At 69.6% G+C, this 25519-nt stretch carries 22 protein-coding genes and 2 pseudogenes; 16 read left to right on the plus strand and 8 right to left on the minus strand.

The window, feature by feature from the left end:
• Window positions 1-251 precede the first annotated feature (251 nt).
• Window positions 252-2480, plus strand: a complete 2229-nt coding sequence (locus tag RZ84_RS18515; RefSeq protein WP_241777756.1) for a transglycosylase domain-containing protein — start codon at window positions 252-254, stop codon at window positions 2478-2480.
• A 130-nt stretch (window positions 2481-2610) separates the two neighbouring features.
• A complete protein-coding gene (locus RZ84_RS18520) occupies window positions 2611-4092 on the plus strand; it encodes a glycosyltransferase family 87 protein (RefSeq protein WP_043265236.1) in 1482 nt (493 codons plus the stop codon).
• Window positions 4093-4182: 90 nt separating this feature from the next.
• Here RZ84_RS18520 and RZ84_RS18525 read toward each other — a convergent pair whose 3' ends face one another.
• The 3 genes from RZ84_RS18525 to RZ84_RS18535 all read right to left on the minus strand — a co-directional run bounded on the left by RZ84_RS18525 (window position 4183) and on the right by RZ84_RS18535 (window position 6846).
• Window positions 4183-5214, minus strand: a complete 1032-nt coding sequence (locus RZ84_RS18525; protein ID WP_043265237.1) for an alanine racemase — start codon at window positions 5212-5214, stop codon at window positions 4183-4185.
• 64 nt (window positions 5215-5278) lie between these two features.
• Complete coding sequence (locus tag RZ84_RS18530) at window positions 5279-6397, minus strand: lipid II:glycine glycyltransferase FemX (protein ID WP_043265238.1); 1119 nt, start codon at window positions 6395-6397, stop codon at window positions 5279-5281.
• Between the two features lie 131 nt (window positions 6398-6528).
• Complete coding sequence (locus RZ84_RS18535; protein WP_043265239.1) at window positions 6529-6846, minus strand: hypothetical protein; 318 nt, start codon at window positions 6844-6846, stop codon at window positions 6529-6531.
• Window positions 6847-7076: 230 nt separating this feature from the next.
• On the opposite strand from RZ84_RS18535, the gene rpsF reads away from it, so the two are divergent.
• The 4 genes from rpsF (at window position 7077) to rplI (ending at window position 8864) form a co-directional block, all read left to right on the plus strand.
• Window positions 7077-7367: a 30S ribosomal protein S6 gene (rpsF, locus tag RZ84_RS18540; protein ID WP_003978891.1), complete on the plus strand. Its 291-nt coding sequence runs from the start codon at window positions 7077-7079 to the stop codon at window positions 7365-7367.
• Window positions 7368-7449: 82 nt separating this feature from the next.
• Window positions 7450-8034, plus strand: a complete 585-nt coding sequence (locus RZ84_RS18545; RefSeq protein WP_043265240.1) for a single-stranded DNA-binding protein — start codon at window positions 7450-7452, stop codon at window positions 8032-8034.
• Window positions 8035-8162: 128 nt separating this feature from the next.
• Window positions 8163-8399 (plus strand): 30S ribosomal protein S18, encoded by a 237-nt coding sequence (gene rpsR / locus RZ84_RS18550; RefSeq protein WP_003978893.1) that lies wholly within the window; start codon window positions 8163-8165, stop codon window positions 8397-8399.
• An 18-nt stretch (window positions 8400-8417) separates the two neighbouring features.
• Window positions 8418-8864 (plus strand): 50S ribosomal protein L9, encoded by a 447-nt coding sequence (gene rplI / locus RZ84_RS18555; RefSeq protein WP_043265241.1) that lies wholly within the window; start codon window positions 8418-8420, stop codon window positions 8862-8864.
• Window positions 8865-8940: 76 nt separating this feature from the next.
• On the opposite strand, the gene RZ84_RS18560 is transcribed toward rplI, so the two are convergent.
• Both RZ84_RS18560 and RZ84_RS18565 read right to left on the minus strand, forming a co-directional pair.
• Complete coding sequence (locus RZ84_RS18560; RefSeq protein ID WP_241777757.1) at window positions 8941-9762, minus strand: trypsin-like serine peptidase; 822 nt, start codon at window positions 9760-9762, stop codon at window positions 8941-8943.
• Window positions 9763-9850: 88 nt separating this feature from the next.
• Complete coding sequence (locus tag RZ84_RS18565) at window positions 9851-11188, minus strand: MATE family efflux transporter (protein ID WP_043265243.1); 1338 nt, start codon at window positions 11186-11188, stop codon at window positions 9851-9853.
• A gap of 477 nt (window positions 11189-11665) precedes the next feature.
• Between RZ84_RS18565 and dnaB the strand changes: the two genes are divergently transcribed.
• From dnaB to RZ84_RS18600, 8 genes and pseudogenes are all read left to right on the plus strand, one after another.
• Window positions 11666-14116 (plus strand): replicative DNA helicase, encoded by a 2451-nt coding sequence (gene dnaB / locus RZ84_RS18570; protein WP_078893910.1) that lies wholly within the window; start codon window positions 11666-11668, stop codon window positions 14114-14116.
• Window positions 14117-14248: 132 nt separating this feature from the next.
• Window positions 14249-14485 (plus strand): annotated as a pseudogene (locus RZ84_RS18575) (SDR family oxidoreductase); the annotation flags it as partial.
• A 157-nt stretch (window positions 14486-14642) separates the two neighbouring features.
• On the plus strand, window positions 14643-15821 hold the full coding sequence (locus tag RZ84_RS18580) for a DNA polymerase III subunit beta family protein (RefSeq protein ID WP_043265244.1): 1179 nt from the start codon (window positions 14643-14645) through the stop codon (window positions 15819-15821).
• 56 nt (window positions 15822-15877) lie between these two features.
• Window positions 15878-16573 carry a hypothetical protein gene (locus RZ84_RS18585; RefSeq protein WP_043270232.1) on the plus strand — a complete coding sequence of 232 codons (696 nt, stop codon included), beginning with the start codon at window positions 15878-15880 and terminating at the stop codon, window positions 16571-16573.
• 374 nt (window positions 16574-16947) lie between these two features.
• The gene (locus tag RZ84_RS18590; protein ID WP_043270234.1) at window positions 16948-18324 is read left to right on the plus strand and encodes a serine hydrolase domain-containing protein; all 1377 of its coding nucleotides are present in this window, start codon (window positions 16948-16950) and stop codon (window positions 18322-18324) included.
• A gap of 161 nt (window positions 18325-18485) precedes the next feature.
• Window positions 18486-19625, plus strand: a complete 1140-nt coding sequence (locus RZ84_RS18595) for a pyridoxal-phosphate-dependent aminotransferase family protein (protein WP_043265245.1) — start codon at window positions 18486-18488, stop codon at window positions 19623-19625.
• Window positions 19626-20248: 623 nt separating this feature from the next.
• Window positions 20249-20428 (plus strand): annotated as a pseudogene (locus RZ84_RS41375) (helix-turn-helix domain-containing protein); the annotation flags it as partial.
• Window positions 20429-20485: 57 nt separating this feature from the next.
• A complete protein-coding gene (locus tag RZ84_RS18600; protein ID WP_241778125.1) occupies window positions 20486-21118 on the plus strand; it encodes an SbtR family transcriptional regulator in 633 nt (210 codons plus the stop codon).
• A gap of 107 nt (window positions 21119-21225) precedes the next feature.
• On the opposite strand, the gene RZ84_RS18605 is transcribed toward RZ84_RS18600, so the two are convergent.
• Together RZ84_RS18605 and RZ84_RS18610 are read right to left on the minus strand one after the other, a co-directional pair.
• Window positions 21226-21678 carry a GNAT family N-acetyltransferase gene (locus RZ84_RS18605; protein ID WP_043265247.1) on the minus strand — a complete coding sequence of 151 codons (453 nt, stop codon included), beginning with the start codon at window positions 21676-21678 and terminating at the stop codon, window positions 21226-21228.
• A gap of 57 nt (window positions 21679-21735) precedes the next feature.
• Entirely contained in the window at window positions 21736-22218 is a 483-nt protein-coding gene (locus tag RZ84_RS18610; RefSeq protein WP_043265248.1) for a MarR family winged helix-turn-helix transcriptional regulator, read from the minus strand.
• Window positions 22219-22366: 148 nt separating this feature from the next.
• Between RZ84_RS18610 and RZ84_RS18615 the strand changes: the two genes are divergently transcribed.
• Complete coding sequence (locus RZ84_RS18615; RefSeq protein WP_043265249.1) at window positions 22367-23587, plus strand: MFS transporter; 1221 nt, start codon at window positions 22367-22369, stop codon at window positions 23585-23587.
• Window positions 23588-23687: 100 nt separating this feature from the next.
• Here RZ84_RS18615 and RZ84_RS18620 read toward each other — a convergent pair whose 3' ends face one another.
• Entirely contained in the window at window positions 23688-24239 is a 552-nt protein-coding gene (locus RZ84_RS18620) for a hypothetical protein (protein WP_043270235.1), read from the minus strand.
• A 395-nt stretch (window positions 24240-24634) separates the two neighbouring features.
• Here RZ84_RS18620 and RZ84_RS18625 point away from each other — a divergent pair, with 395 nt between their 5' ends.
• Window positions 24635-25270 carry an HAD family hydrolase gene (locus RZ84_RS18625; RefSeq protein ID WP_043265250.1) on the plus strand — a complete coding sequence of 212 codons (636 nt, stop codon included), beginning with the start codon at window positions 24635-24637 and terminating at the stop codon, window positions 25268-25270.
• The last annotated feature ends 249 nt before the right edge of the window (window positions 25271-25519 follow it).

Genomic DNA, 25519 nt, shown 5'->3' on the forward strand with positions numbered 1-25519 from the left:
GGGCCGCGCAGCGCGGCGGACGCCGACGGGCGTCCGACTCCGCGGCGATGGCCTCCGGCGGGTCCGCCGCCGGCGGTTACGGCGGCGGGGGCCGCCGTGGCGGTGGTGGCGGAGGAGGCGGCGGCGCCGACGGAGGCCGTGGACGCGGTCGCGGTGGTGGAAATCCCGCCAAGAAGCGCCTTATTGACTATCCACGTGCCAACCGCACCGGATGGCGCCGGTTCGTGCCGTCCTGGAAACAGGTGGCCGCCATGTGCATCACGGTCATCGGCCTGATCGTCGGCGTGGCCGGCGTCGGTCTCGCGCTGGTGCAGGTACCGGACGAGAACAAGGCCGCCACGTCGCAGAACAACGTCTACCTCTGGGCCGACGGCAAGGTCATGGCGCGCGACGGTGAGACAAACCGGCAGAACATCAAGATAAGCGAAATTCCGAAGTCCATGCAGAACGCAGCGATCTCCGCGGAGAACGCCTCGTTCCGGACGGACTCCGGCGTGGACCCGATGGGTATCCTCCGCGCCCTGGTCAACATGGCCAAGGGCGGTGACACCCAGGGTGGGTCGACCATCACTCAGCAGTACGTGAAGAACGCGATGCTGAGCCAGGAGCAGACCATCACCCGTAAGTTCAAGGAGCTGTTCATCTCCATCAAGGTCGGCTCGACGATGGACAAGCCCAGTATCTTGCAGGGGTACTTGAACACCAGCTACTTCGGTCGCGGTGCCTACGGCATCCAGGCGGCGGCCCAGGCGTACTTCGGGAAGAACGCCTCCCAGCTGAAGCCGGACGAGGGCGCGTTCCTGGCGTCCCTGCTCAAGGGCGCGAACCTCTACGACCCTGCGGGTGGCACCGGCCCCGGCGCCACCCCCGAGCAGAACATCCAGCGCGCCAAGGCTCGTTGGTCCTGGATCCTCGACCGCGAGGTGGCCAACCACCTCATGTCGAAGGCCGAGCGGGCCACGTACACGAAGTTCCCGATGCCCAAGGCGCCGAAGCCGGTGGCCAGCAAGGGCGGGCAGATCGGGTACTTGATCGACGTGGCCAAGAAGTACGTGCTCAGGAAGGCGAACATCAGCGAGGCCCTGTTCGACAAGGGCGGCTACACGATCCAGACGACCTTTGACGAGAAGAAGACCAACGAGCTGGCAGCCGCGGTGCAGAAGGTCGACAAGCACTACATCGACCCGACGAAACGCCCGGATAAGGACAAGTACGTCCAGTTCGGTGGCGCTTCCGTGGTGCCGGGAGACGGCAAGATCGTCGCGCTGTACGGCGGTAACGGCTACGACAAGGGCCACTTCAGTAACAACGCCGATACCTACGGGGTGCCGGTCGGCTCGACCTGGAAGCCGTTCGTGCTCGCCGCGGCCATGAAGTACGGGACCGTTGCGCACAGCGGTGTGCCGGTCTCGCCGGACAGCAAGTACAACGGCGATGACCATCTCAAGGTGAAGAACGCGGACGGTTCGATTGTGCTGAAGAAGGACAACTCGCCCTTCTATCAGGTCAACGAGAGCAACTACCCCTGGGGCTACATCACCTTGCGGAAGGCGATGGAGCAGTCGGTCAACACCCCGTACGTTCAGCTCGGCATGGATGTCGGTATGGACAAGGTGCGGGACATGGCGCAGGCCGCGGGGATCTCGCCGGGCAGCTTCGACAAGAACCTCAACCCGTCCTTCGCGCTGGGCACTTCCACTCCGAGTGCGATTCGCATGGCCGATGCCTACGGCACCTTCGCCGCCTCCGGTACGAGCGTGGAGCCGTATTCGGTGACCAAGGTGATGTCCCAGGGTGAGGATGTGCCGGGCTTCGACAAGCCCAAGCCGCAGCAGGCGATGGAGGCCAACATTGCCAACAACATCACCGACGTGCTGAAGAACGTGATCGAGAACGGCACCGCGACGACGGCCAAGAAGCTGGGTATGCCGGCCGCCGGCAAGACCGGTACCACCGACGAGAACAAGTCGGCCTGGTTCGTCGGCTACACCAAGCAGCTCTCGACGGCCATCAGCATGTTCCGTGAGGACGCGCAGAACCCCCGTCAGCTGTCCATGAACGGCGTCGGCGGCTTCGACTCGATCCACGGTGGCGCGCTGCCGACCGAGGTGTGGACCCAGTACATGCTGCAGGCGATGCAGGGTGTCACCCCGCAGGACTTCCCGGCAGCCACGCCGATCGGGCAGGTACAGAACGAGCAGGGGATGCCCTCTCCCACGCCGACCCCGACGCCGAGTGCCACGCCGTCGGCGACTCCGTCCGGGACACCCAGCCAGTCCGCTTCCCCGACGAATACTCCGTCGGCCACCCCGACCAAGTCGTGCTCCCCGTGGGACTTCCACTGCAAGCAGAACGGCGGGAACGGTGGGACGACCGGCGGCGGACCGGGCGGCGGTACCGGCGGTACGAGTCCGACGCCTGACCCGACGAGCGGCGGGAACACCGGAGGAGGCATCTTCGGCGGGCCCACCGGTGGCTAGGACCGCTGATCGTTTCACGTGAAACGGCACTCGTTTCACGTGAAACACGGCTCCACGAAGCCCCCGACCCGGTGCGACCGGGCGGGGGCTTCGTCGTGTTCGTCCCATGCGTGTACGGCAGGATGGGGCCATGACGAGCCTGCGACAGGACGAGCCGGTACGGCCGACGGAACGGGATGAGGTGGCGGCGGCCGGCAGCGAGCTGATCGGCGGGCCGGGCGGGCGGCGGGTGCTGCTCGGAGCGAACTGGATGTCGCCGGTGCGGTTCATCGCGCTCGTCGCCATTGGTGTGTTCGCGCTCGGCATGGTGCAGAAGCTGCCCTGCTACAACGGCGGATGGTTCTTCGGCGCCACCAGCCAGTACGTCCACGCCTGCTACTCCGATATCCCCCATCTCTACACCGGGCGGGGCTTCGCCGATGGGCTGATCCCGTACTTCGACCGGCTGCCGGGCGATATGCAGTATCTGGAGTACCCGGTACTGACCGGCCTTTTCATGGAGGTCGCCTCCTGGATGACGCCGCACAGCGGGGCGATCCAGGACCGCGAACAGATCTACTGGCTGGTCAACGCCGGGATGCTGATGGTCTGCGCCGCCGTCATCGCGGTGTGCGTGGCGCGTACCCACCGGCGGCGGCCCTGGGACGGTCTGCTGGTGGCCCTGGCCCCCGCCTTCGCCCTCACCGCCACTATCAACTGGGACCTGCTGGCGGTCGCCCTGACCGCCGCCGGGATGCTGATGTGGTCGCGCAGTCGCCCGCTGGCGTCCGGAGTCCTGATCGGGCTGGCCACGGCGGCGAAGCTCTACCCCGTCCTGTTGCTGGGGCCGCTGCTGGTGCTGTGCTGGCGCGCTGGAGCCTGGCGCGCGTACGGGAGGGCCGTCACCGGTGCGGTGGCCTCATGGCTGGTAGTGAACCTGCCGGTGATGATCATGCATGATGCGTCCGGATTCCATATCCGGGAGGGCTGGGCGAAGTTCTACACCTTCAGCCAGGAGCGTCCCATCGACTTCGGTTCCGTCTGGCTGCTGATCTCGCAGCGCACCGGGGACCCTCTGGAGAACGCCAACCTCTATGCGACGCTGCTGATGATCCTCGGCTGCGGTGGCATCGCGCTGCTGACGTTCTACGCGCCGCGCCGGCCGCGCTTCGCCCAGCTCGCGTTCCTCGTCGTCGCGCTGTTCATCCTCACCAACAAGGTCTACTCGCCGCAGTACGTGCTGTGGCTGGTTCCGCTCGCCGCGCTGGCCCGGCCGCGCTGGCGGGACTTCCTGATCTGGCAGGCGGGCGAGATCATGTACTTCCTCGGGATCTGGATGTATCTCGCCTACACCGGCAGCGGCGACAAGCACCAGGGACTGCCGCCCGAGGGCTACCAACTGGCCATCGTGCTCCACTTGTTGGCCACCCTCTACCTCTGCGCGGTGGTCATCCGAGACATCCTGATGCCGGAGCGGGACGTGGTCCGCAGGGACGGGGACGACGACCCCTCCGGGGGTGTCCTGGACCGCAGTCCCGATGTGGTGGTGCTCGGGCGGGCGCATCACACGCCGCGCCACGCGGTGCACTTCGAGGGGACGCCACGGGTGCGCTGGGGCGTCGCACAGGACTGATCCGCTGCGGACGCACAACGAGGGCCCGGTGCCGCGGAGTTGACCGGCGGCACCGGGCCCTGGTGCAGGTGTGTGGGGGATCCGCCCGGATCAGCGGTCCACCATGCGGTCGTACTGCGTGGTGGTGTGCCGCAGGTGGGCCACCAGCTCCTCGCCGACCTTCGGTGCGGGGGCATCCGCCGGCACGAACAGGATCGACACCTGCATGTGCGGGGGCTCCGCGAACCAGCGCTGCTTCCCGGCCCAGACGTACGGCGCCAGGTTGCGGTTGACGGTCGCCAGACCGGCCCGGGCCACGCCCTTGGCGCGCGGCATCACGCCGTGCAGCGCCTTGGGCGACTCCAGGCCGACGCCGTGCGAGGTGCCCCCCGCCACGACGACCAAGCAGCCGTCCGAGGCCGCCCTTTGCTGGCGGTAGCCGAACCGGTCGCCCTTCTTGACGGACGTGACGTCGAGGACCGAGCCGCGGTACTCGGTCGCTTCGTGGTCGCCCAGCCACAGCCGTGTGCCGATCCGCGCGCGGAAGCGGGTCTGCGGGAACTGCTGCTGGAGGCGGGCGAGTTCGTCGGCCTTGAGGTGGCTGACGAACATGGTGTGCAGCGGGAGGCGGTCGGCGCGCAGCCGGTCCATCCAGCCGATGACCTCTTCCACCGAGTCGGAGCCGTCGGTGCGGTCCAGTGGGAGGTGGATCGCGAAGCCTTCCAGCCGGACGTCCTCGATGGCGGCGGCCAGCTTCGGCAGGTCCTCGGGTACGACGCCGTGCCGCTTCATGCTGCTCATGACCTCGATGACGACCCGGGCGCCGACCAGCCCGCCCACGCCCTCGACCGAGGAGACCGAGCGGATCGCCCGGTCGGGCAGCGGCACCGGCTCCTCGCCGTGCCGGAAGGGGGTCAGAACGAGCAGGTCGCCGCTGAAGAAGTCCTTGATGCGGGCCGCTTCGTAGGTCGTGCCGACCGCGAGGATGTCGGCTCCGAGCCGGGTGGCTTCATCGGCGAGCCGCTCGTGGCCGAATCCGTAGCCGTTGCCTTTGCAGACCGGGACCAGCCCGGGGAACTGCTGGAGAACGCTCTGCTGATGCGCCCGCCAGCGCGCGGTGTCGACGTAGAGGGTGAGCGCCATGGCCGGCCCGGAACCTTTCTCGTGGCTGGGGTGTGTCAGGGGTACGAACGGTGCGGTGGAGCGGTCAGCGCCGCGACATGTAGAGGTCCAGTGCCTTGTGCAGCAGCTTGTTGAGTGGGAAGTCCCATTCGCCGAGGTACTCCGCCGCCTGCCCACCCGTGCCGACCTTGAACTGGATCAGGCCGAAGAGGTGGTCGTTCTCGTCCAACGAGTCGCTGATGCCGCGGAGGTCGTAGACGGTGGCGCCGAGCGCGTAGGCGTCCTGAAGCATCCGCCACTGCATGGCGTTGGAGGGGCGGACCTCACGGCCGATGTTGTCCGAGGCGCCGTAGGAGTACCAGACGTGCCCGCCGACGACGAGCATTGTCGCGGCAGACAGGTTGACGCCGTTGTGGCGGGCGAAGTAGAGCCGCATGCGGTTGGGGTCCTCGGAGTTGAGGGCCGTCCACATCCGCTGGAAGTAGCCGAGCGGGCGGGGCCGGAAACGATCGCGCTCCGCGGTGACCTCGTACAGCCGCTGCCATTCGGCGAGGTCGTCGTAGCCGCCCTGGACGACCTCGACGCCGGCCTTCTCGGCCTTCTTGATGTTGCGGCGCCACAGCTGGTTGAAGCCCTTGTGGACCTCTTCCAGCGAGCGGTCGGCGAGCGGTACCTGGAATACGTAGCGGGGCTGCACATCGCCGAAGCCGGCGCCGCCGTCCTCGCCCTGCTGCCAGCCCATGCGGCGCAGCCGGTCGGCGACCTCGAAGGCGCGCGGCTCGATGTGGGTGGCCTCGACATCGCGCAGCCGCTTGACGTCCGGGCTCTGGATGCCGGACTTGATCGCGGCGGAGTCCCAGCGGCGGATGATGACCGGCGGGCCCATCTTCACGGAGAAGGCGCCCTGCTGCTTGAGGTGGCCGAGCATCGGCTGCAGCCAGTCCTCCAGATTCGGCGCGAACCAGTTGATGACCGGGCCCTCGGGGAGGTACGCGAGGTAGCGCTTGATCTTGGGCAGCTGCCGGTAGAGGACCAGGCCCGCGCCGACCAGCTCGCCGGTGGTGTCGAACCAGCCCAGGCTCTCCGACCGCCACTCGGCCTTCACGTCCGCCCAGGCCGGGACCTGCATGTGGCTCGCCGCGGGCAGGCTCTGGATGTATGCCAGATGCTGCTCTCGACTGATGGTCCTCAGGGTCAGGCTCATGCGGGGCGCTCCTCGGCTGGTGTGTCCCCTCGGTCGGGGCTCCGGCTCTCGCGCCGAAGCCTACTGTGACCGGGGAGCACCCCGTCTGGGCCGTACGGGGGCGGGCTCCGTATGCCGCAGCGCGGCGGCGCCTAACCGATGACGCCGCCGAAGAGGCCGCCGTGTGCCAGGCCGATGTAGAAGCCCAGGGCGGCTGCCCCGAGCCCGATGATGAACAGGAAGCGTTCACCCGTCGTCGACGAGATGAACTGGCCCCAGAGACCCGTTCCGATTCCGATCAGGCCCACCCAGGAGCTGACCAGGTGCAGGCTGGGCGAGAGAGCTGTGAGGACGGCGATCGCACCCAGGACGAGGGTGGTGACCGCGAGGGTGTTCTCGACGGGATGGGATTGGCCGTCGCTGTTGAGAAGCGCGAGCAGGTTCCGCTGGGTCCGTGCTGCCTGTGCCATACGGCACCTCCGACTGGACAGGGCGGCGCACTGTAACGCCGCTCACACCCGTTGTGTTCCAGATTGAGGGGTGCGACGACCGGATTTCAACCGGAAGCTCGGAGGCAGGTACTCTGTACGGTCTGCGCCCATGTCTGCCCGGATACTCCGGCGGGCCAGCGCGGAACGCATTACGACCCTCCTGCCACGGAACGACCGTGGCCGCTGAGTCCAAAGGAGGTGGGTTCACCATGCGTCACTACGAGGTGATGGTCATCCTCGACCCCGATCTTGAGGAGCGCGCTGTCTCCCCGCTGATCGAGAACTTCCTCTCCGTCGTCCGCGAGGGCAACGGAAAGGTCGAAAAGGTCGACACCTGGGGCCGTCGTCGTCTCTCGTACGAGATCAACAAGAAGCCCGAGGGCATCTACTCGGTCATCGACCTGCAGGCCGAGCCTGCGGTCGTCAAGGAGCTCGACCGTCAGATGAACCTGAACGAGTCGGTCCTCCGGACCAAGGTCCTCCGTCCCGAGACCCACTGAGCGCGTCAGCGCCCAGCGGTAACCGGGTTCGAGTAGCAGCAACACCAGCAGCCAGCAGCACACCCGCCGAGAGGTTCCCCTAATGGCAGGCGAGACCGTCATCACGGTTGTCGGCAATCTTGTCGACGACCCCGAGCTGCGCTTCACCCCGTCCGGTGCGGCGGTCGCGAAGTTCCGCGTCGCGTCCACTCCCCGCACCTTCGACCGCCAGACCAACGAGTGGAAGGACGGCGAGAGCCTGTTCCTGACCTGCTCGGTGTGGCGTCAGGCGGCGGAGAACGTCGCCGAGTCCCTGACGCGGGGCACCCGCGTGGTTGTCCAGGGCCGCCTCAAGCAGCGGTCGTACGAGGACCGCGAGGGCGTGAAGCGCACGGTCTACGAGCTCGACGTCGAGGAAGTGGGCGCGAGCCTGAAGAACGCCACAGCAAAGATCACCAAGACCGGCGGTCGCGGTGGTCAGGGCGGCGGCTTCGGCGGTGGTCAGCAGGGCGGCGGCCAGGGTGGCGGCGGCTGGGGCGGCGGCCCCGGCGGCGGTCAGCAGGGCGGCGGCGGTGCGCCCGCCGACGACCCGTGGGCGACCAGCGGTCCTGCCGGCGGTGGCCAGCAGGGCGGCGGTGGCTGGGGCGGTAGCTCCGGCGGTGGCTACTCGGACGAGCCGCCCTTCTAGGTCCGTACAGCCGATCCGGGGCCGCGGTGTTTCACGTGAAACCGCGTGTTTCACGTGAAACGGCGACCGGAGCGGCCGGGGCCTTGGGGGCGTCAGCACACACTTCTTGAACTTACTGGAGAGAGACAATGGCGAAGCCGCCTGCTCGCAAGCCTAAGAAGAAGGTTTGCGTGTTCTGCAAGGAGAAGATCTCCTACGTCGACTACAAGGACACGAACCTGCTGCGGAAGTTCATCTCCGACCGCGGCAAGATCCGTGCCCGCCGGGTCACCGGTAACTGCACTCAGCACCAGCGTGACGTCGCCACGGCCGTGAAGAACAGCCGTGAGATGGCGCTGCTGCCCTACACGTCCACCGCGCGATAAGGGAAGGGTGACCGACTCATGAAGATCATCCTCACCCACGAGGTCTCTGGCCTCGGCACCGCCGGTGACGTCGTGGACGTCAAGGACGGGTACGCCCGTAACTACCTGGTTCCGCGTGGTTTCGCGATCCGCTGGACCAAGGGTGGCGAGAAGGACGTCGAGCAGATCCGCCGCGGTCGCAAGATCCGCGAGATCGCCACGATCGAGCAGGCCAACGAGGTCAAGGCTCAGCTTGAGGGCGTCAACGTGAAGCTGGCCGTTCGCGCCGGCGACGCGGGCCGCCTGTTCGGCTCCGTCACCCCGGCCGACGTCGCCTCGGCGATCAAGGCCGCCGGTGGTCCGGACGTCGACAAGCGCCGTGTTGAGCTCGGTTCGCCGATCAAGACCCTGGGCGCGCACCAGGTCTCCGTGCGTCTGCACGCTGAGGTCGTCGCGAAGCTCGGCGTCGAGGTCGTCGCCGCGTAATCGCAGCACAACGCAGAAGGGCCGTACCCCGTCGCGGGGTACGGCCCTTCGCCGTGCGAGGGGGCGGAGGCCGGGGTCAGTCTCCGTCCTCATCCTGGGCGCGCTGGTAGAGCTTGGCGATGTCTTTGTCGAAGTACGCGGCGTAGGAGACGTCGTCCTCGTCACCGCCGCCTTCGTGGCCGCCCAGGACGCCGATGACGGTGCCGGTGTGGCTCTTGGGGTCGTAGTCGGCGAGCCAGGGGCTGCCGCTCGTGCCGCCCTCGAAGTCGGTGCACTGGATGCGCAGTTGGGTGTCGCTGAATTTCGTGGTGCGGTTCTGGCAGGAGATCGGGGTGTCACGGCTGGTGGGGTAGCCGGTGATCTTGACTTCGTTGTTGAAGCCGCGATCTATGCCGAGGCTGTTGCCGCCCAGGACGTCCTGGATGTTCTTGCCGTCCTTCGGGTCGACCGTGAGGAAGGCGACGTCTAGGTCCTCGTCCTGCGATGCGGTCCAGCGGTCGTCGACGACGACCTTGCTGACCTTCCACAGGCCGGTGGGTTCGTCGCCGTTGCGGTAGTCGGGGGCGAAGACCAGGTCGTCGACCGGCTTTCCGGAGTCCGCGTCGAAGGCGCAGTGGGCCGCGGTGATCAGCATGTTGCGGCCCTTACTCTGCACCACGCTCGCCGTGCAGAAGTGGGCGCCGTGGTCGTCCTTCTCGAAGACCGCGCCGATCCGGGCGTTCTCCTGGGTCCTGAGCGGGGTGTACGCGGTGCCGTCCTGGGCGGGGGCGGTCGCCGAGGGGTCCTGGTCCTCGGGAGCCTGGCCCGGCTCGCCGGACTTGCCGTAGCTGCTGCGACCGCCGTTTCTGCTCGTATGGGTCTCCTCGGCGGCGTAACCCACCACTGCGGCTGCCCCCACGATGACCAGCGTCAGGGGCAGTACGGACCTTCTGGCAAGCGAGCGCACAAGGTCATTATCGATGCGGGTCGGAAATTCCGGAGGCGATTCAACGGGAGGCTCCCGTCACAATCCACCGCCCGGAGCGGGTGCGCAGCCACAGGGTCAGCATCCGCACGGTCATCATGAGGGCCATCGCCCACCACAGGGCGACCAGACCGCCGCCCAGGGCCGGTACCGCCAGCGCCGCTGGGACGAACACGGCCAGCACCACGACCATCGCGCCGGCGAGATACGGGCCGTCCCCGGCGCCCATCAGCACCCCGTCGAGTATGAAGACGATGCCGGCGATCGGCTGGGTGACCGCCACGACCAGGAGCGCGGTGTGCAGTGGGCTCTGGACGGCGGGGTCGGTGGTGAACAGGGGGATGAACAGCGGGCGGGCGAGGACCACCAGCGCGCCGAGGACGACGCCGGAGGCGATGCCCCACTGGACCATGCGGCGGCAGGCGGCGCGGGCACCGTCGCGGTCGGCGGCGCCGAGGTACCGCCCTATGATGGCCTGCCCGGCGATGGCGATGGCGTCCAGCGCGAAGGCCAGCAGGGACCAGAGGGTCAGGACGATCTGGTGGGCGGCGACCTCGGCGTCGCCGAGCCGGGCGGCGACCGCGGTGGCGATCATCAGCACCGCGCGCAGCGAGAGCGTACGGACCAGCAGGGGGACACCGGCCTGTGCGGAGGCGCGGATACCGGTCGGGTCCGGGCGGAGCGAGGCGCCGTGGCGGCGGGCGCCGCGGATCACCACGGTGAGGTAGACGGCTGCCATACCGCACTGGGCGATGACGGTGCCCCAGGCGGAGCCGGCGATGCCCAGCCCGGCGCCGTAGACCAGGGCGGCGTTCAGGGCGGCGTTGGCGGAGAACCCGCCGACGGCCACATAGAGCGGGGTCCTGGTGTCCTGGAGGCCGCGGAGGACGCCGGTGGCGGCCAGCACGACCAGCATCGCGGGGATGCCGAGCGCGCTGATGCGCAGATAGGTCGCGGCGTACGGAGCGGCGGTCGGCGAGGCTCCGAAGGCTTCGACGAGCCACGGGGCGGTGGGCAGGACGGCGGCGATGACGGCCGCGCCGAGTAGCAGGGCGAGCCAGATGCCGTCCATGCCCTGGCGTATCGCGGCGGAGAGGTCGCCGGCGCCGACCCTGCGGGCGACCGCGGCGGTGGTGGCGTAGGCGAGGAAGACGAAGACGGAGACGGCGGTTGTCAGGAGGGCGGCGGCGACGCCGAGGCCGGCGAGCTGGCGGGTGCCGAGGTGGCCCACGACGGCGCTGTCGACCATGACGAAGAGCGGTTCCGCGACCAGCGAGCCGAAGGCGGGCAGGGCCAGCGCGACGATCTCGCGGTCATGGCGGCGGTGGGCGCGCCGTGGCGTCGCGGGAGCCTGTGTCATGAGGGGCAATCTAATCTTCCACAGGTAAGAGATGCAATCGGCTAGGGGTCCTTACCTTCCGCTGTGTGGAGGTGCCTTCTCTGTGCCGTTTGCGACGATCATGAACAGGTTGCCGAAGTTTTTCTCCCCCACAGCCTATGGATGAGAAAAGGGCAGGTCAGAGGGTTGATGGCGGCGTGATTGTGTGCTTGTCCACAGAAGTTTCCCCCGTGCCGTGCACAGGATCCGGGGACTTCTCCACAGCTGTAGGCCAGTCATCCACACGGCCTGTGGATAACCAGATTGGCGGACGGTGCGGGTGGGCCTACCGTGGTCCGGCACCCGCCGCCTGTTCCGGCCTGAGACCTTGTCCGAACTCGACGCGCCGTAACCGGAGTCGGGCGTCTCGAATGTCAGAGCTGTGCCGTAAGAAAGAACAGCACAGCAAGGTCCGCGTCGCGGACGGGAGGAGGTGCCGGGGTGAGCATTCCCGAGCCCATGGACGATCCCTGGGCGGACTCCGGTCCGAGTGACCTGCTGCCGGCCGCCCGCTCCCGCCGGGGCGACGGAAAGGGACGCGGCCGGGGCGAGCGCCAGGATCGCGACGACGACGGCGGTGGCTGGTCCGGCGGCTTCGAGCGCGTCCCCCCGCAGGATCTGGACGCCGAGCAGTCCGTGCTCGGCGGCATGCTGCTCTCCAAGGACGCGATCGCGGATGTCGTTGAGGTCCTGAAGGGCGAGGACTTCTACCGCCCCGCCCATGAGCTGGTCTTCCAGGCGATCCTCGACCTGTACGCCAAGGGCGAGCCGGCCGACCCGATCACGATCGCGGCGGAGCTGACCAAGCGCGGCGAGATCGGGCGCGTCGGCGGCGCCTCGTATCTGCACACCCTCGTCCAGTCCGTCCCGACCGCCGCCAACGCCGAGTACTACGCCGAGATCGTCCATGAGCGGGCCGTGCTGCGCCGCCTCGTCGAGGCGGGTACCCGGATCACGCAGATGGGATACGCGGCCGACGGCGACGTCGACGAGATCGTCAACAGCGCCCAGGCGGAGATCTACGCCGTCACCGAGCAGCGGACCAGCGAGGACTACCTCCCGCTCGGCGACATCATGGAGGGCGCGCTCGACGAGATCGAGGCGATCGGCTCACGCCAGGGCCAGATGACCGGTGTGCCGACGGGCTTCACCGACCTGGACGCGCTGACGAACGGTCTGCATCCGGGCCAGATGATCGTGATCGCGGCCCGTCCGGCGATGGGTAAGGCCCTCGCTCTGGACACGCCGCTGCCCACTCCTGATGGGTGGACCACCATGGGCGAGGTCCGGCCCGGTGACCATCTGCTCGACGCGGCAGGGAAGCCCACGCGTGTGGTGGCCGCCACCGAGGTCATGACGGGGCGACCCTGCTACGAGGTGTCGTTCGACGACGGCACGTCCGTGATCGCCGACGCCGATCACCAGTGGCTCACCCACACCCGCTACTCCCATGAGGCGGCCCGGGACGGCGGTTCCGGCGACGGGCGCGCGCTCGCATCGGTCCGGACGACCAAGGAGATCGCCGCGACGCTGCACGGCATCGGGGTCGGCCGGCGTCCGCACCACAGCGTGCGGAACGCGGGCGCGCTCGACCTCCCCCACCGGGATCTGCCGGTGCCGCCCTATGTCCTCGGCGTGTGGCTGGGCGCCGGGCACCACGATGCCGCGGAGTTCGCCCCGGCGGACCCGGAGGTCGTGGGGCGGCTCGCCGCGGAAGGCTGCCAGCCCCCGGGCGATGGCCTGCTGCCGCTGCTGCGCAGCCTGGGCCTCCCGGGGAACGGCCACCTTCCGCAGGAGTATCTGCGCGCTTCCGTTGCCCAGCGGAGGGAGCTCCTCGCCGGGCTTCTCGACGCGCGCGGAACGGTCACCGAGACCGGCTCGGTGCAGTTCACGGCCGCCGGCACGGCGCTGGCCGAAGGATTCTGCGAGCTGGTGGTCGGCCTCGGCCACGGCTGCGCCGTGCGCGCCGAGCAGGCCGGGGGGCTCCCCGGGGAATCCTCCGCCGGCCATCTCGTCACCTTTACCACGACCGACGACGTCTTCGGCATCGAGCGGAAGCGGCGCCTGCACGAAGAGCGCCGGCGCCCCGGCGACCCGGAGTCGGCGCAGCGCTTCATCACCGACGTCCGGGAGGTGGAGAGCGTCCCGGTCCGCTGCGTGCAGGTGGACAATCCGGACCACCTGTATCTGGCCACGCGGTCGATGGTCCCCACGCACAACTCGACGCTCGCGCTGGATTTCGCGCGAGCCTGCTCGATCAAGAGCAATCTGCCGAGCGTGATCTTCTCGCTCGAAATGGGGCGCAACGAAATCGCGATGCGTCTGCTGTCCGCCGAGGCCCGGGTGGCGCTGCACCACATGCGGTCCGGCAGCATGACGGACGAGGACTGGACGCGGCTGGCGCGTCGGATGCCGGATGTCTCGGCCGCGCCGCTCTACATCGACGATTCGCCGAATCTCTCGATGATGGAAATCCGCGCCAAATGCCGCCGGCTGAAACAGCGCAATGAGCTGAAGCTGGTCGTCATCGACTATCTGCAGCTGATGCAGTCCGGCGGCTCCAAGCGCGCCGAAAGCCGCCAGCAGGAGGTCTCGGACATGTCCCGAAACCTCAAGCTGCTGGCCAAGGAACTCGAACTCCCGGTTATCGCGCTCTCCCAGCTCAACCGTGGCCCCGAGCAGCGTACGGACAAGAAGCCGATGGTCTCCGACCTGCGTGAATCCGGCTCGATCGAGCAGGACGCGGACATGGTCATCCTGCTGCACCGCGAGGACGCGTACGAGAAGGAATCGCCGCGTGCGGGCGAGGCCGACCTGATTGTCGCGAAGCACCGTAACGGTCCTACGGCGACGATTACGGTCGCTTTCCAGGGGCACTATTCGCGGTTTGTGGATATGGCGCAGACGTGAGGTGAGTCCGTCTCGGACCCCCTCTCGCGTGCGCTGTTCTCCCGGCCGTTGCCGGGTCCGTTCCGTACGGAAAACCCATTGCCGGTGCCGTGGCGGGTTGTTGGCGTCACGCCGTACGGTATCGCGCCCACAGCAGCGGCCAAGGCGGCCCTCGCGGTGCTGGGGAAGTCCCCGGCCGAGGAGTTCGGGCCTCGGGGCGTACGCGTGAACACCGTGTACCGGCGGGTGGTCCGCACCGCCAACTGGGGGGATCCCGACGGCTTCGGTGGCCAGGCGGCGGCCTCGATCGCCTTTCTGGTCTCCGACGTCACCGGCAACATCAGCGGCGCCGACTACGTCATCGACGGCGGCACGGTCAAGACGCTCTGACTCGGGAGGGCATCGGCGAGACCACCGGCCCGGGTCTTCTCCCGGACCCTCCGCCCGGTTCCTCCGCGACGCAGGATCCGTCGACATCGACGGCCCCTCGGGCAGCGCCTGGCTCGGGTTTGACCTTCACGTTGCTTGAAGCTCGAGAATCGCGGTCATGGACGACACCGGGGAACTGTTGAGCATCGGGGCGTTCGGCCGGCGGGTTGGGCTGGCGCCGAGCGCACTGCGGTTCTACGACGACTGCGGGGTGCTGCGCCCGGCACGGGTGGATGCGGCGACGGGGTACCGGCGCTATGCCGCCGGGCAGGTGGCGCGGGCGGTGCGGCTGCGACAACTGCGCGCGGCGGGGCTGCCGTTGGTCGACGTCGAGGTCGTGTTGGACGGACCCGATGATGCGGCCCGGGGCGTACTGCGGGCTCACCTGGAGCGCACCCGGCGGGCGGCGGACGAGGCGCGGGCGGTGGTCGAGGGATTCCTCCAGGAGGCGACCGGGGAACCGGTGGGTCGGGGTGGCCGGGTGCGGGCCCGGGTCGGCGGTCCGGAACTCGCCAGTGCGGTACGGCAGGTGGCGCCCGCGGCGGCGGCCGGCGCCACGCGGGAGCAGTTTCCGGTACTGGGCTGCGTACTGCTCGAACTCGCCGATGGCGAGGTGCGGTTGGTGGCCACCGATCGCTACCGGATGGCGGTGCGGGTGCTGTGGCCGGAGGTCTTCGAGGGCGACGGGGGGCGGGTACTGATCGCCGCGGAGACGGCACAGGGGATGGCCGAGTGGGCCGTGCGCCAGGTGGCGGTCGAGATGGAGTGCGGCGCCGGGGCGGGCACCCAGGCTGGGGTGTCGCTCCGGATGCGGAGCGGCGGGGGGCGCGGGGACGTCGCGCAGTGGACCCACGCCTGCGGGCCGAACGAGGCGGGGGATCCCGGGGAGTTTCCGGACTACCGGCTGATGGTGGCGGGGCTTGAGACCGGACGGCATCGGCTGATCGTGGACCGGGACGGGCTGCGGGACGCAGTGGCCGGTCGGAGCGGGGTGGTGTCGCTGACGTCGGGCGTCGGCGCGACGGACACCGGCGATGGTGCGCAGTCGGAGGCGGCACAGGTGCTGGAGGTGGCGGGCGGGGACCGGGAGCCCGTGCGGCTGCGGGCGGTCCGCACGGGGCCGGGAGTGCGGATTGCCTTTGATCCGGCGGCGTTTGTGCCGGTGCTGGAGGCCGGAGTGGGGCCCGATGTGCTGCTGGAGATCGCTGCGGCGGACCGGCCCGTGGTGGTCCGTTCCGCGGATCAGGGGAGTTTCACGACGTTGGTGATGCCGGTACGTGCAGGTACCCGTGGCTGATGGCCGGTGGGAACGGCGCCAGGAGAGGCGGGATGGGTGATGAGGGGAGTGGGCACATGGATCCGGAACTGCCGGTGGTGCGACTGTGCGTAGCGGGTATGCAGGCCGAGGCGGAGGGGTGTCCCGAGGCTGCACGCGGGCTGTTCGAGCGGGCCTGGGACGGTGCCCGCGATGACTATGAAGCGTGTATCGCCGCGCACTATCTCGCGCGGCATCAGAGCTCGCCCGAGGAGACACTCCGCTGGAACCAGGAGTGTCTGGACCGCGCCGATCTGGTGGGGGACGAGCGGGTGCGGGGCTTCTACGCGTCGCTGTACGTGAACATGGGGCAGGCGTACCGGGAACTAGGTCAACTGGCCGCGGCGCATGCGTATTTCGCCCGTGCCGCGGAGCGGGTGGCCGATGCGCCGCAGGGACAGTACGGCGACTGGAGCCGGATCGCGATCGCGGACGGCCTGCGGGACACCGCAGCTGCGGCAGCAGTCGGCGGGGACAGCGAGTCAGCGGCGCGGTGGCGCCTCGACGAGGGCGTCAAGGAGCCGGTCCAGGAGCTCTTCTCACGGTGGTGCGCACGCGGTGATCTCAAGGCGCTGGGGCTGACGCTCCCGGCGTATCTGGGGTATCTCGGGACCGACGAGGACCGGGTGCGACTGCGGAGGGCGCTGCACATGGTGCATGCGGCGCGCTGGCTCCCGGAGGAGGAACAGACCGCGCTGGGAGGGGTGATCGGGGCGGCTGCGCTGGGGTGTTGAGACCGGCGTGGCTGTTTCACGTGGCAGAGTCGCGAGGCGATCAGTTTCACGTGAAACGTGGGCGGGCGGGCTGCTTGGTTGAGGTGGCTTTTCACCTGACACCAGGGCGCCAGTCGCTGGGTCTTCGTTTCACGTGAAACCCGGAGGCGCCGGGACTGATGGTCGGGGCAGGATGGCCGCGCGGTGGGCAGTAGCTCATGGGTGAGCAGGGCTGGCTGAGCCGGTTCGGCAGGTGGAACGTCGCGTTGAGGAGCGTCATGACCGTCGTGGAGTCCACGGAGTCCAAGGAGCCCGAGCAGGGCGAGGGCGAGGTGCGAGAGTTGGCGCCGCGTGGGGTGCTGTCCGTCGATTCGGCCGATGCGTACGGGGAGTTGATGCCGCAGACCCGTCGGGCGCTGGTGCGCCGGCTGGCGGTTGCGCAGGCCGAGGGGCGGGCGCCGTCGATGATGGGCGCGGTGGTGCGCGGCGGGCGAGCGGTATGGGCGGGTGCCCGGAGCTCGGTGGACGGTGAAGTACCGCACGGCGATGTGCAGTACCGGATCGGTTCACTCACCAAGACCTTTGTGGCCGTGATGGTGCTCCGGCTGCGGGACGAGGGACTGCTCCGGCTGGAAGACCGGATCGGTACGTACTTGGCGGACGTTTCCGTGCCGGAGGCGACGATCGCCCAACTGCTCGCACACAGCTCGGGGTTGGCGGCGGAGGCGCGTGGTCCGTGGTGGGAGCGGACCCCGGGCGAGCTGCGGCCCCAGCGGGCCGATCTCTTCGGTGAGCGACCGCAGCGGCTGGTGGCCGGGCGGCGGCACCACTACTCCAATCTCGGCTATGCACTGCTCGGCTCGCTTGTCGAGCACCTGCGCGACGGGCAGTCATGGGGCGAGGTGCTACGGCGCGAGGTACTGGAACCGCTGGGTATGGGCCGTACGACGCTGCGTCCGGAGATGCCGCATGCGGGTGGCTGGGCGGTGCATCCATGGGCCGATGTGATGCTGCCGGAACCTGCGGAGGAGACGGGACTGATGGGCCCGGCAGGTCAGTTGTGGTCCACCACGGAGGACCTGTGCCGGTGGGCGGCGTTTCTGCTGCGGGGCGACGACCGGGTGTTGAGTGAGTCCGGTGTCGCGGAGATGCGGATTCCGGCGGTGCCACCGGAGGGGGCGGGCTGGGACGCGGGCTACGGCCTGGGGCTGCAACTGGTACGGGTGAGCGGCCAGCCGACGGGAGGCGGACGCCGGCTGGCCGGGCACACCGGGTCGATGCCGGGGTTCCTGGCGGCGCTGTGGATCGACGCCGACGAGGACGTGGCGGGGATCGCCCTGGCGAACTGCACCTCGGGGGTCGCGATCAGTACGGTGGCGACCGACCTCGTGGAGATCACCGCGGAGCACGAACCGAGAATCCCGGAGCCATGGCGCCCACTGTCCGGACCGGTGGACGAGGAGCTGTTGGCGCTGACCGGCCCCTGGTACTGGGGTGCGAGCCCGTTCGCCCTGCGGCTGAGGGACGGGCGCGGACTGGAGCTGGTGACGCTGTCCGGGACCGGGCGCACCTCGCGCTTCCGGCCTGAGCCGGACGGCACCTGGACCGGCCTGGACGGCTATTACGCCGGCGAGACGCTGCGGGTGGTGCGCGCGGAGGACGGTTCGGTCAGCCATCTCGATCTGGGGACCTTCGTCTTCACCCGAGGTCCGTACGCGCCCGCGGAACCGGTTCCGGGAGGGGTGGACCCGGAGGGTTGGCGAGGGCTCTGAGCGGCCCGGGGAAGAGCGGGTGGGCCCCCGGTTGCGGGGCCCATAGAGGCCGATGGCGGGCGCCCGGCCCCGTAGGGCCGGGCTGTCCGGGGCGGACGTACCCTCGAGCGATATGCCAGGAGCCGCCGCACCGCGCGGCTCGCCACCGCTGGAAGGCCACTGTGACTGCCCTGACTGCCCACTCCGACGCCCCGGTTCTGCTCGACCTCCCGCCGCTCGACGCGGCCCGTTTCGCGCGGATCGAGGACAAGGTCGCTGCCCTGATGCGCACCAGCTGCGATGTCGTCGCGACGCAGGGCGAGGCGCTGCTGCCCCTGGAGGCATGCATCCGCTCGGCGGTCCGGCCCGGCAGCACCGCGCTCAACATCATCACCGGCCCGTACGGCGAGACGTTCGGCGGCTGGCTGCGCTCCTGCGGCGCCGAGGTGGTCACCATCACCGCTCCCTTCACCGGTGCGATAGCACCTGAGCAGGTGGCGGAGGCGCTGCGGGCGCACCCCGAGATCGACTTTGTGAGCCTGGTGCATGCCGAGGCGGCGACCGGCAACACCAACCCTGTTGCCGAGATCGGCGCGGTGGTGCGGGAGCACGGGGCGCTGCTGATGCTCGATGCCGTCGCATCGGTGGGCGCCGAGCCGCTGCTCACCGATGAGTGGGGCGTGGATCTCTGCGTCATCGGTGGACACAAGGCGCTCGCCGGTCCGGCCGGCGTCTCGGCGGTGTCGGTCAGCGCCCGTGCCTGGGAGCGCATCGCGGCCAACGAGCAGGCTCCCCGGCGCTCGTATCTCTCCCTGCTGGACTGGAAGGAGCGCTGGATCGACGGCGGGCGCACTGCCCTTCCGCACGCCCCGGCGCAGCTGGAGATGCTCGCGCTGGAACAGGCCGTGGACCGTGTCGAGGCCGAGGGACTGGACGCGGTCATCGCCCGGCACCGAGCGGCAGCGGCGGTGGTCCGTGCGGGTGTGGCGGTGCTGGGCGGTCCGGTGCCGTATGTGATCCGGGACGAGGACGCGGCGCCGGCCGCCACGACGCTCCGTGCGCCGGCGGAGGTGGACGCCCGTGAGGTGGTGTCCGCGGCGCTCGCCGCCGACAGCTCGGTTCCGGTGCAGGCCGCAGCGGGCGCGCTGGCCGAGGAGATGATCCGGGTGAACCACTACGGCCGTGCCGCGGACCGCGCGGTGGTGCTCGCCTCGCTGGCGGCGCTGGCCGCCGGTCTGCGTGCGCTGGGCATCGATGTCGACGAGCATGCGGCTGCCGCTGCGGCAGGTACGGCGTGGGACGAGGCCCTCGTAGCGGCCTGATAGGCGCCGGCCCGGCGACCCGTCCGAGCAGTACAGGGACCGGGAGCGCAGAACCCACACCGCAGAACTCACGCTACGGAACCCACACCGCAGGGCTCGGGGTGGGGTCGTGTTTCACGTGAAACACGACCCCACCCCTTTGTCGTAGCGCTTTTTCCCGGTCTTGGATTCGTCACCCATTCGGACCTCAACTTCCCTATTCTGTACGCCTGTTGGGGCTGGTGACGACGAAAGGCGAGGGGAGGTGGGGCGCCCGTTGTCATGTCGGACGGTCTTCGCGCTGTATCGCTGGGGCGGTTCTCGCGATACGCCGGACGGCCCCATGCGCCAACCCGGAGCGGTCCTCGTATCGCGCCGTACGCCCACCGGATCCGACGCCGGCTCCTCAAGGCCAACGCTGCCCCGGCGAATCCGACGCCGCCTCATCACGCCCGATGGGTCTCCGCGTCCCGTTCCGGCCCGTGAGTCACGGTCGTGCCCTCCGCGTCGCCGGCGCCGGATACACCCTCAAGTGTGGCGGTACGCACGCATGTTTTAAGGCTCTCGTAGAATCGGAACGATCAGCCCGGTTAAATACCGGGTCTGGAATGCGGTGGAGTCGGATGGTTTCGGGAGGCGCGCGGATGTCGGACGGCCGGGCGGTGCCCGTTCGTGCGGATGCCCGACGTAACCGGGCGCTGGTTCTCCAGGCGGCGCGATCGGCCTTCGAGGAACGGGGGTTGCGGGTTCCGCTGGGAGAGATCGCGCGTCGCGCCGGAGTCGGGGCGGGGACCGTGTACCGCCATTTCCCGTCCAAGGACGCCCTGTTCAGGGCGTCGGTCAGGGACCTGATGCGGCTTTTCGTCGATACCGCAGCGGACTTGGCCGAGGTTGATGATCCCGGTGGGGTGTTCTTCCGTTTCCTGGCGTCGGTCGTGCGGCTGGCGGCCCGCAATCGGGCGCTGTGCGATGCGCTGGAGGCGGCCGGCGAGGACGGACCGGAGTCATTGGGCGAGGCGTCGAGGAGACCCGAGCGGGACTTCGTGGCGGCGCTGGGCATCCTGCTGGTCCGGGCCCAACAGGCGGGCGAGGTAAGGGCGGATGTGGATCTGGAGGATGTCCGTGTGCTGCTGGTCGGGTGTATGGCGATGGAGCGGCGGCGGGTGGGGGCGAGGGACCCGGTGGACGGCGGAGCGGGTTCGGGGGCGGCGTCGGCGGGCCGGATGACGGCGCTGCTGCTCGACGGTCTTCGCGCCGCCCCGACCGTAACGGAACTCCCGCCCGCATCGCCGACTCGTAACGAAACTGGAGGCGGGGCCGGGACTACGACCGGAAACGAGAGTGGGGCCGGGGCCGCGAGCGAGGCCAGGAATGCAGCCGGGGGTGCGGCCCGGTGCCAGGTGTGCGGCGAGGCGATCACGGTAGCGCGTACCGGGCGGCCCGCGCGGTACTGCGGAGGCGCCTGCCGGCAGAAGGCCCACCGGGCGCGTGAGCGGGCGCGGGGCCGTACCTAATAGGACGAGCCCCGCCCAACGGCCGCGTCGGCCCCTTCCGGTTTGGCCGGCGCCTTTCCGCTCCGTCGGCTTTTGCGCGTGCCCGGCCCGGGGCGGAGCTGCCCGGGTCAGAGCTGGAGCTTGAAGCCCAGGTGGGACGCCTCGAAGCCGAGGTGTTCGTAGAAGCGGTGGGCGTCGACGCGCGTGGCGTCGGAGGTGAGCTGGACGAGGAGGCAGCCGAGGGAGCGGGATTCGGCGATCGCCCATTCGATGAGCTGGGTGCCGAGGCCGCTGCCGCGCTCGTCGGCGTGGATCCGTACCGCCTCGATGATCGAGCGGGTGGCGCCGCGCCGGGAGATGCCGGGGATCACCGTGAGCTGGAGCGTGCCGATCGCACGGCCGTCCCGGACCGCGACGACCAGGTGCTGATGCGGGTCGGCAGCCACCGTCGCGAACGCGGCGCGGTACGGGGTCATGTCCTCCGGTGATTCGCGGCCGGCGCCCAGGGGGTCGTCGGCGAGCATGGCGACGATGGCGGGCAGGTCGGCCTCGGTGGCCCGGCGAATCTCGATATCGCTCATGGGCGCGACCTTATGCCGAGCCCGCGTGGTGCCCGAGGGACCGGGCCCGCCGGGCGTTTACGCAGGCGGTGCCAGCTCCTCGACCGCGGTCACCAGCGGTGCCAGCTCGGGCCGCTTGGCGGCGTCCTTGAGGGCCTCGCGCAGCGCGGTGTCGTGCGTGGGCCGGGCCTCCGCGAGGAGGTGCAGGCCGTCGGGGGTGACGTCGGTGTAGATGCCGCGCCGGTCGTCCGGGCACAGATAGCGCGAGAGCAGCCCGCGCTCCTCGAGCCGGGTGACCAGGCGGGTGGTGGCGCTCTGGCTGAGGACGACCGAGTCGGCGACCTGGTGCATCCGGAGGTGGCCGCCCGGCCCGTCGTGCTGCTCGCTGAGCACGTTGAGGACCGAGAACTCCCGGACGCTGAGCTGGTACTGGGCCTGGAGGGCGCGCTCTATGTGCGTCTCGATACGGCCGTGCAGGGCGGAGAGCGCGCACCAGCCCTGAGCGAGGCCCCCGGCAGGAGCCGCCTCGGTCTTTGCCGTCTCCCGCGTCCGCTGCGTCATCGAAGCCTCCTCATGCGTCGTATGCACCAGGATAGGGCACTTCTGAAATATCCCGCGCTTGCAATTATTCGGCGTCCGCAATTATTGTGGACGCTCGTAAGTGATGCACGCAATCAACGGACGTACGCACCAGTCGGAGGGATCCGTCATGCCTCTCGCTCTCCTGGCACTCGCCATCGGAGCCTTCGGGATCGGGACGACCGAGTTCGCGGTCATGGGCCTGTTGCCCGACATGGCGGCCGGGTTCGGTGTCTCCATCCCGCTCGCCGGTTACGCGACCACGGTCTACGCCCTCGGGGTGGTGGCCGGAGCCCCGCTGATGACGGCCCTCGGCACCCGCTTCACCCGTAAGCAGATGCTGACGCTGCTGATGGGCCTCTTCATCCTGGGCAATGCGCTCACCGGCCTCGCGCCCACCTTCGAGTTGGTGCTCGCCGGGCGGGTCGTCTCCGCGTTCACCCATGGCGCGTTCTTCGGTATCGGTGCTCTCGTGGCCGCCGATCTCGTCGCGCCGGAGAAGCGGGCCACCGCGATCTCGCTGATGTTCAGCGGTCTGACCGTCGCCACTGTCGTGGGCGTGCCGGTAGGCACCCTGCTCAGTCAGCAGTTCGGCTGGCGCACCACCTTCTATGCGATCGCCGGGTTCGGCGTGCTCGCGCTGCTCGGCATCGTCAAGCTCGTCCCGGCGCAGCGGGCGAAGGCGGCGGCCCGGATAGGCAGCGAGCTCGCGGTCTTCCGCAATCCGCAGGTCGGGCTGGCGATGCTGATGACGATCCTGGGCTTCGGCGGGGTCTTCGCGGCGATCACCTACCTCGCCTCGATGATGACCGAGGTCACCGGCTTCGCGGCCTCCTCCGTCGTCTGGCTGACCGCTGTCTTCGGCCTCGGTATGGTCGGCGGAAACCTGTTCTCCGGGCGGTTCACCGACCGCGCCATGATGCCGATGCTGTACGCGTCGCTGACCGGACTGGCGCTGGTCCTGGCCGCGTTCACCTTCACCGCGCACAACAAGATCGCCGCTGTCGTCACCGTCGCACTCATAGGGTTCTTCGGCTTCGCGACCGTGCCGCCGCTCCAGAAGAGGGTGCTGGACCAGGCGGCTGCCGCGCCCACGCTTGCCTCGGCCGGCAACATCGCTGCCTTCAACTTCGGTAACGCGCTGGCCGCTTGGCTCGGCGGGCTGGTCATCTCGGCCGGGCTCGGTTTCACCTCGGTCAACTGGGTCGGCGCGCTGATGACCGTCGCGGCGCTCGGTGTGGCGGTCCTGGCCTCGGTCCTGGAGCGCCGGCAGACGGGCCGCGGCCGGGTGATGGCGGCGGGCGGTCCGGCCGCGGTCTCCGAAGAGGCCATATCGGCGGGGCGGAGCTGAGCCTCCTGGGGCCGCTGCCCCGGAGGGCGGCGGCCCCAGGATGTGGGGGTGACCGCTGCCGCACCGTACGGCGCTGGCCCGCCCCGGCAGCGGGTGCCGTTCACCCGCCCGGGGCGCTCACCCGGTCCGGGCGCCTGCGGCGCTCCCGGGCCTCGGCCGACTGCGCCGTACGCAGCCGACGGCCCCGTTGGGTCGGCCCCCACGGCTTGAGGACGGAGATCGCGGTCATGAAGAGGTATGCGGCGGTGGCGACCGCCGGCGCCACGAGGAGATTGACGTCGGGCGCCGGGTAGCCGGCCGCGGCCTCGGCCGCCAGGTGGTCGATACCGGGGCGGAGCGCGAAGACCGACAGCACAGTGGTCAGCACGGTGAGCCAGAACTTGACGGCGACCCATCGGTGGCGCAGCAGCCCCCAGTGGGTGCCCAGCGACAGCACCAGTCCGCTGACCAGTGACACCAGGGCAACGGGAACGATGAGCCAGTCCGCGAAGATCTTCATCGCGCGGTAGGCGATCGCGGCCGTCTCCGGTGAGCCGGTCGTGAAGCCGGCGAGGCTGAGGGTGAGGAGCCCGGCGGTCAGCCCCAGCCAGCTGACGGACACGGCGACATGGACGACGAGGAGGGCCCGGCGGGCAGGGCGGCTGAGCTGCATACCGCCCACGGTGGCGGTCGGCGCCCGGCCGGACATCTGACGGCGGGAGTATCCGTCCGTACGCGGGCTTGAGTACGGGCAGAGGGCAGAGGACAGTACGGGCAGACGGCGGCGGCACCGCCCGATCCCGGCGCCTGCACCAGGGACGGACCGTCCGCCGCTGCCCGCCCCGCGCCGGTCCCGCAGCCCGCGACCGGCGCGCGACGCTCCTCCGCGCGACGCGCGTCCGGCTGGCTCCGACGGCCGACTCGGATCGACTCCGGGCGGTGCTCCCCTCCGGGCGGTGTTCCCCGGTGTGGCGCGGCACCTCGCGGAGCCGTCGTCGGTGCACCTGCGGAGAACCGTCGCACCACCCCGCCCGTGCCTGTGGGTGGGCAGCCCCTAGGCTCCGGCCCATGAGCAAGCTGCATCTGTTCGACATGGACGGAACCCTGCTCCACGGGTCCGCGGCGGCCGTCGAGATCTCCCGCCAGCTGGGGGTGGAGCGGGAGATCGCCGAGCTGGAGTGCCGGTTCGCCGCCGGTGAGCTGACGCCGGCGCACTTCGCGCAGCTGGCATGCGATCTGTGGGCCGCCGAGCTGACCGAGACTCAGGTGACGGCGGCCTTCGAGGGTGCGCCGTGGCTGGCCGGGATACGGGAGGTCTGGGCGGATATCCGGGCGCGTGGCGAACGGTGCGCCGTGATTTCCCTCTCGCCGGGATTCTTCGTGGAACGGCTGCTGGCATGGGGCGCGGACACCGCACACGGTTCCCGCTGGCCCTCCGTGCCGATCCGGCAGCCGCTGGAACCGGCCGGCATCCTCTCGCCGTCCGCGAAGGTACGGATCCCGGGCGAGCTGTGTGTGCGGTACGGGCTGAGCCGGGCCGACTGCGTGGCGTACGGCGACTCCATGTCGGATGTCGAACTCTTCGCGGTGGTACCGGAGTCGGTCGCGGTGAATGCGGATCACCATGTCAGCAGCCTGGCGTCGTATGCCTACACAGGACGTGATCTGCGGGAGGCATACGAACTCGTGCGTACCAGCGAGTAATTCACTGCTTTCCGCGGCGGATTCGTCCGCTTGGTGCGCGGAAAATGCTGTCTGTGGGGAGGACCACTGATATTAGCGGGGCCGCACGGAGTGTTCCCAGATCAGGGCTTGTGGTTTCAACTACTGCCGGTATGGTCGAGTCCGGCTTGGCGGGGTGAGGGTCTTGTGGCCGCGCGAACGGCAGGCAAAGCTCGTCAGCCTAGCGGCTCAGCGGTCCGTGTCACCCGGACTTCCGGCTATTTGTCCGAT

The organism is Streptomyces sp. CT34 (genome assembly GCF_000805335.1).
Lineage (GTDB): Bacteria > Actinomycetota > Actinomycetes > Streptomycetales > Streptomycetaceae > Streptomyces.

Coding starts and splice junctions, on each gene's coding strand:
- RZ84_RS18515 (WP_241777756.1), top strand. CDS start 252: ATGTGCATCACGGTCATCGGCCTGATCGTCGGCGTGGCCGGCGTCGGT.
- RZ84_RS18520 (WP_043265236.1), top strand. CDS start 2,611: ATGACGAGCCTGCGACAGGACGAGCCGGTACGGCCGACGGAACGGGAT.
- RZ84_RS18525 (WP_043265237.1), bottom strand. CDS start 5,214: ATGGCGCTCACCCTCTACGTCGACACCGCGCGCTGGCGGGCGCATCAG.
- RZ84_RS18530 (WP_043265238.1), bottom strand. CDS start 6,397: ATGAGCCTGACCCTGAGGACCATCAGTCGAGAGCAGCATCTGGCATAC.
- RZ84_RS18535 (WP_043265239.1), bottom strand. CDS start 6,846: ATGGCACAGGCAGCACGGACCCAGCGGAACCTGCTCGCGCTTCTCAAC.
- rpsF (WP_003978891.1), top strand. CDS start 7,077: ATGCGTCACTACGAGGTGATGGTCATCCTCGACCCCGATCTTGAGGAG.
- RZ84_RS18545 (WP_043265240.1), top strand. CDS start 7,450: ATGGCAGGCGAGACCGTCATCACGGTTGTCGGCAATCTTGTCGACGAC.
- rpsR (WP_003978893.1), top strand. CDS start 8,163: ATGGCGAAGCCGCCTGCTCGCAAGCCTAAGAAGAAGGTTTGCGTGTTC.
- rplI (WP_043265241.1), top strand. CDS start 8,418: ATGAAGATCATCCTCACCCACGAGGTCTCTGGCCTCGGCACCGCCGGT.
- RZ84_RS18565 (WP_043265243.1), bottom strand. CDS start 11,188: ATGACACAGGCTCCCGCGACGCCACGGCGCGCCCACCGCCGCCATGAC.
- dnaB (WP_078893910.1), top strand. CDS start 11,666: ATGGACGATCCCTGGGCGGACTCCGGTCCGAGTGACCTGCTGCCGGCC.
- RZ84_RS18580 (WP_043265244.1), top strand. CDS start 14,643: ATGGACGACACCGGGGAACTGTTGAGCATCGGGGCGTTCGGCCGGCGG.
- RZ84_RS18585 (WP_043270232.1), top strand. CDS start 15,878: ATGGATCCGGAACTGCCGGTGGTGCGACTGTGCGTAGCGGGTATGCAG.
- RZ84_RS18590 (WP_043270234.1), top strand. CDS start 16,948: ATGCCGCAGACCCGTCGGGCGCTGGTGCGCCGGCTGGCGGTTGCGCAG.
- RZ84_RS18605 (WP_043265247.1), bottom strand. CDS start 21,678: ATGAGCGATATCGAGATTCGCCGGGCCACCGAGGCCGACCTGCCCGCC.
- RZ84_RS18610 (WP_043265248.1), bottom strand. CDS start 22,218: ATGACGCAGCGGACGCGGGAGACGGCAAAGACCGAGGCGGCTCCTGCC.
- RZ84_RS18615 (WP_043265249.1), top strand. CDS start 22,367: ATGCCTCTCGCTCTCCTGGCACTCGCCATCGGAGCCTTCGGGATCGGG.
- RZ84_RS18620 (WP_043270235.1), bottom strand. CDS start 24,239: ATGCAGCTCAGCCGCCCTGCCCGCCGGGCCCTCCTCGTCGTCCATGTC.
- RZ84_RS18625 (WP_043265250.1), top strand. CDS start 24,635: ATGAGCAAGCTGCATCTGTTCGACATGGACGGAACCCTGCTCCACGGG.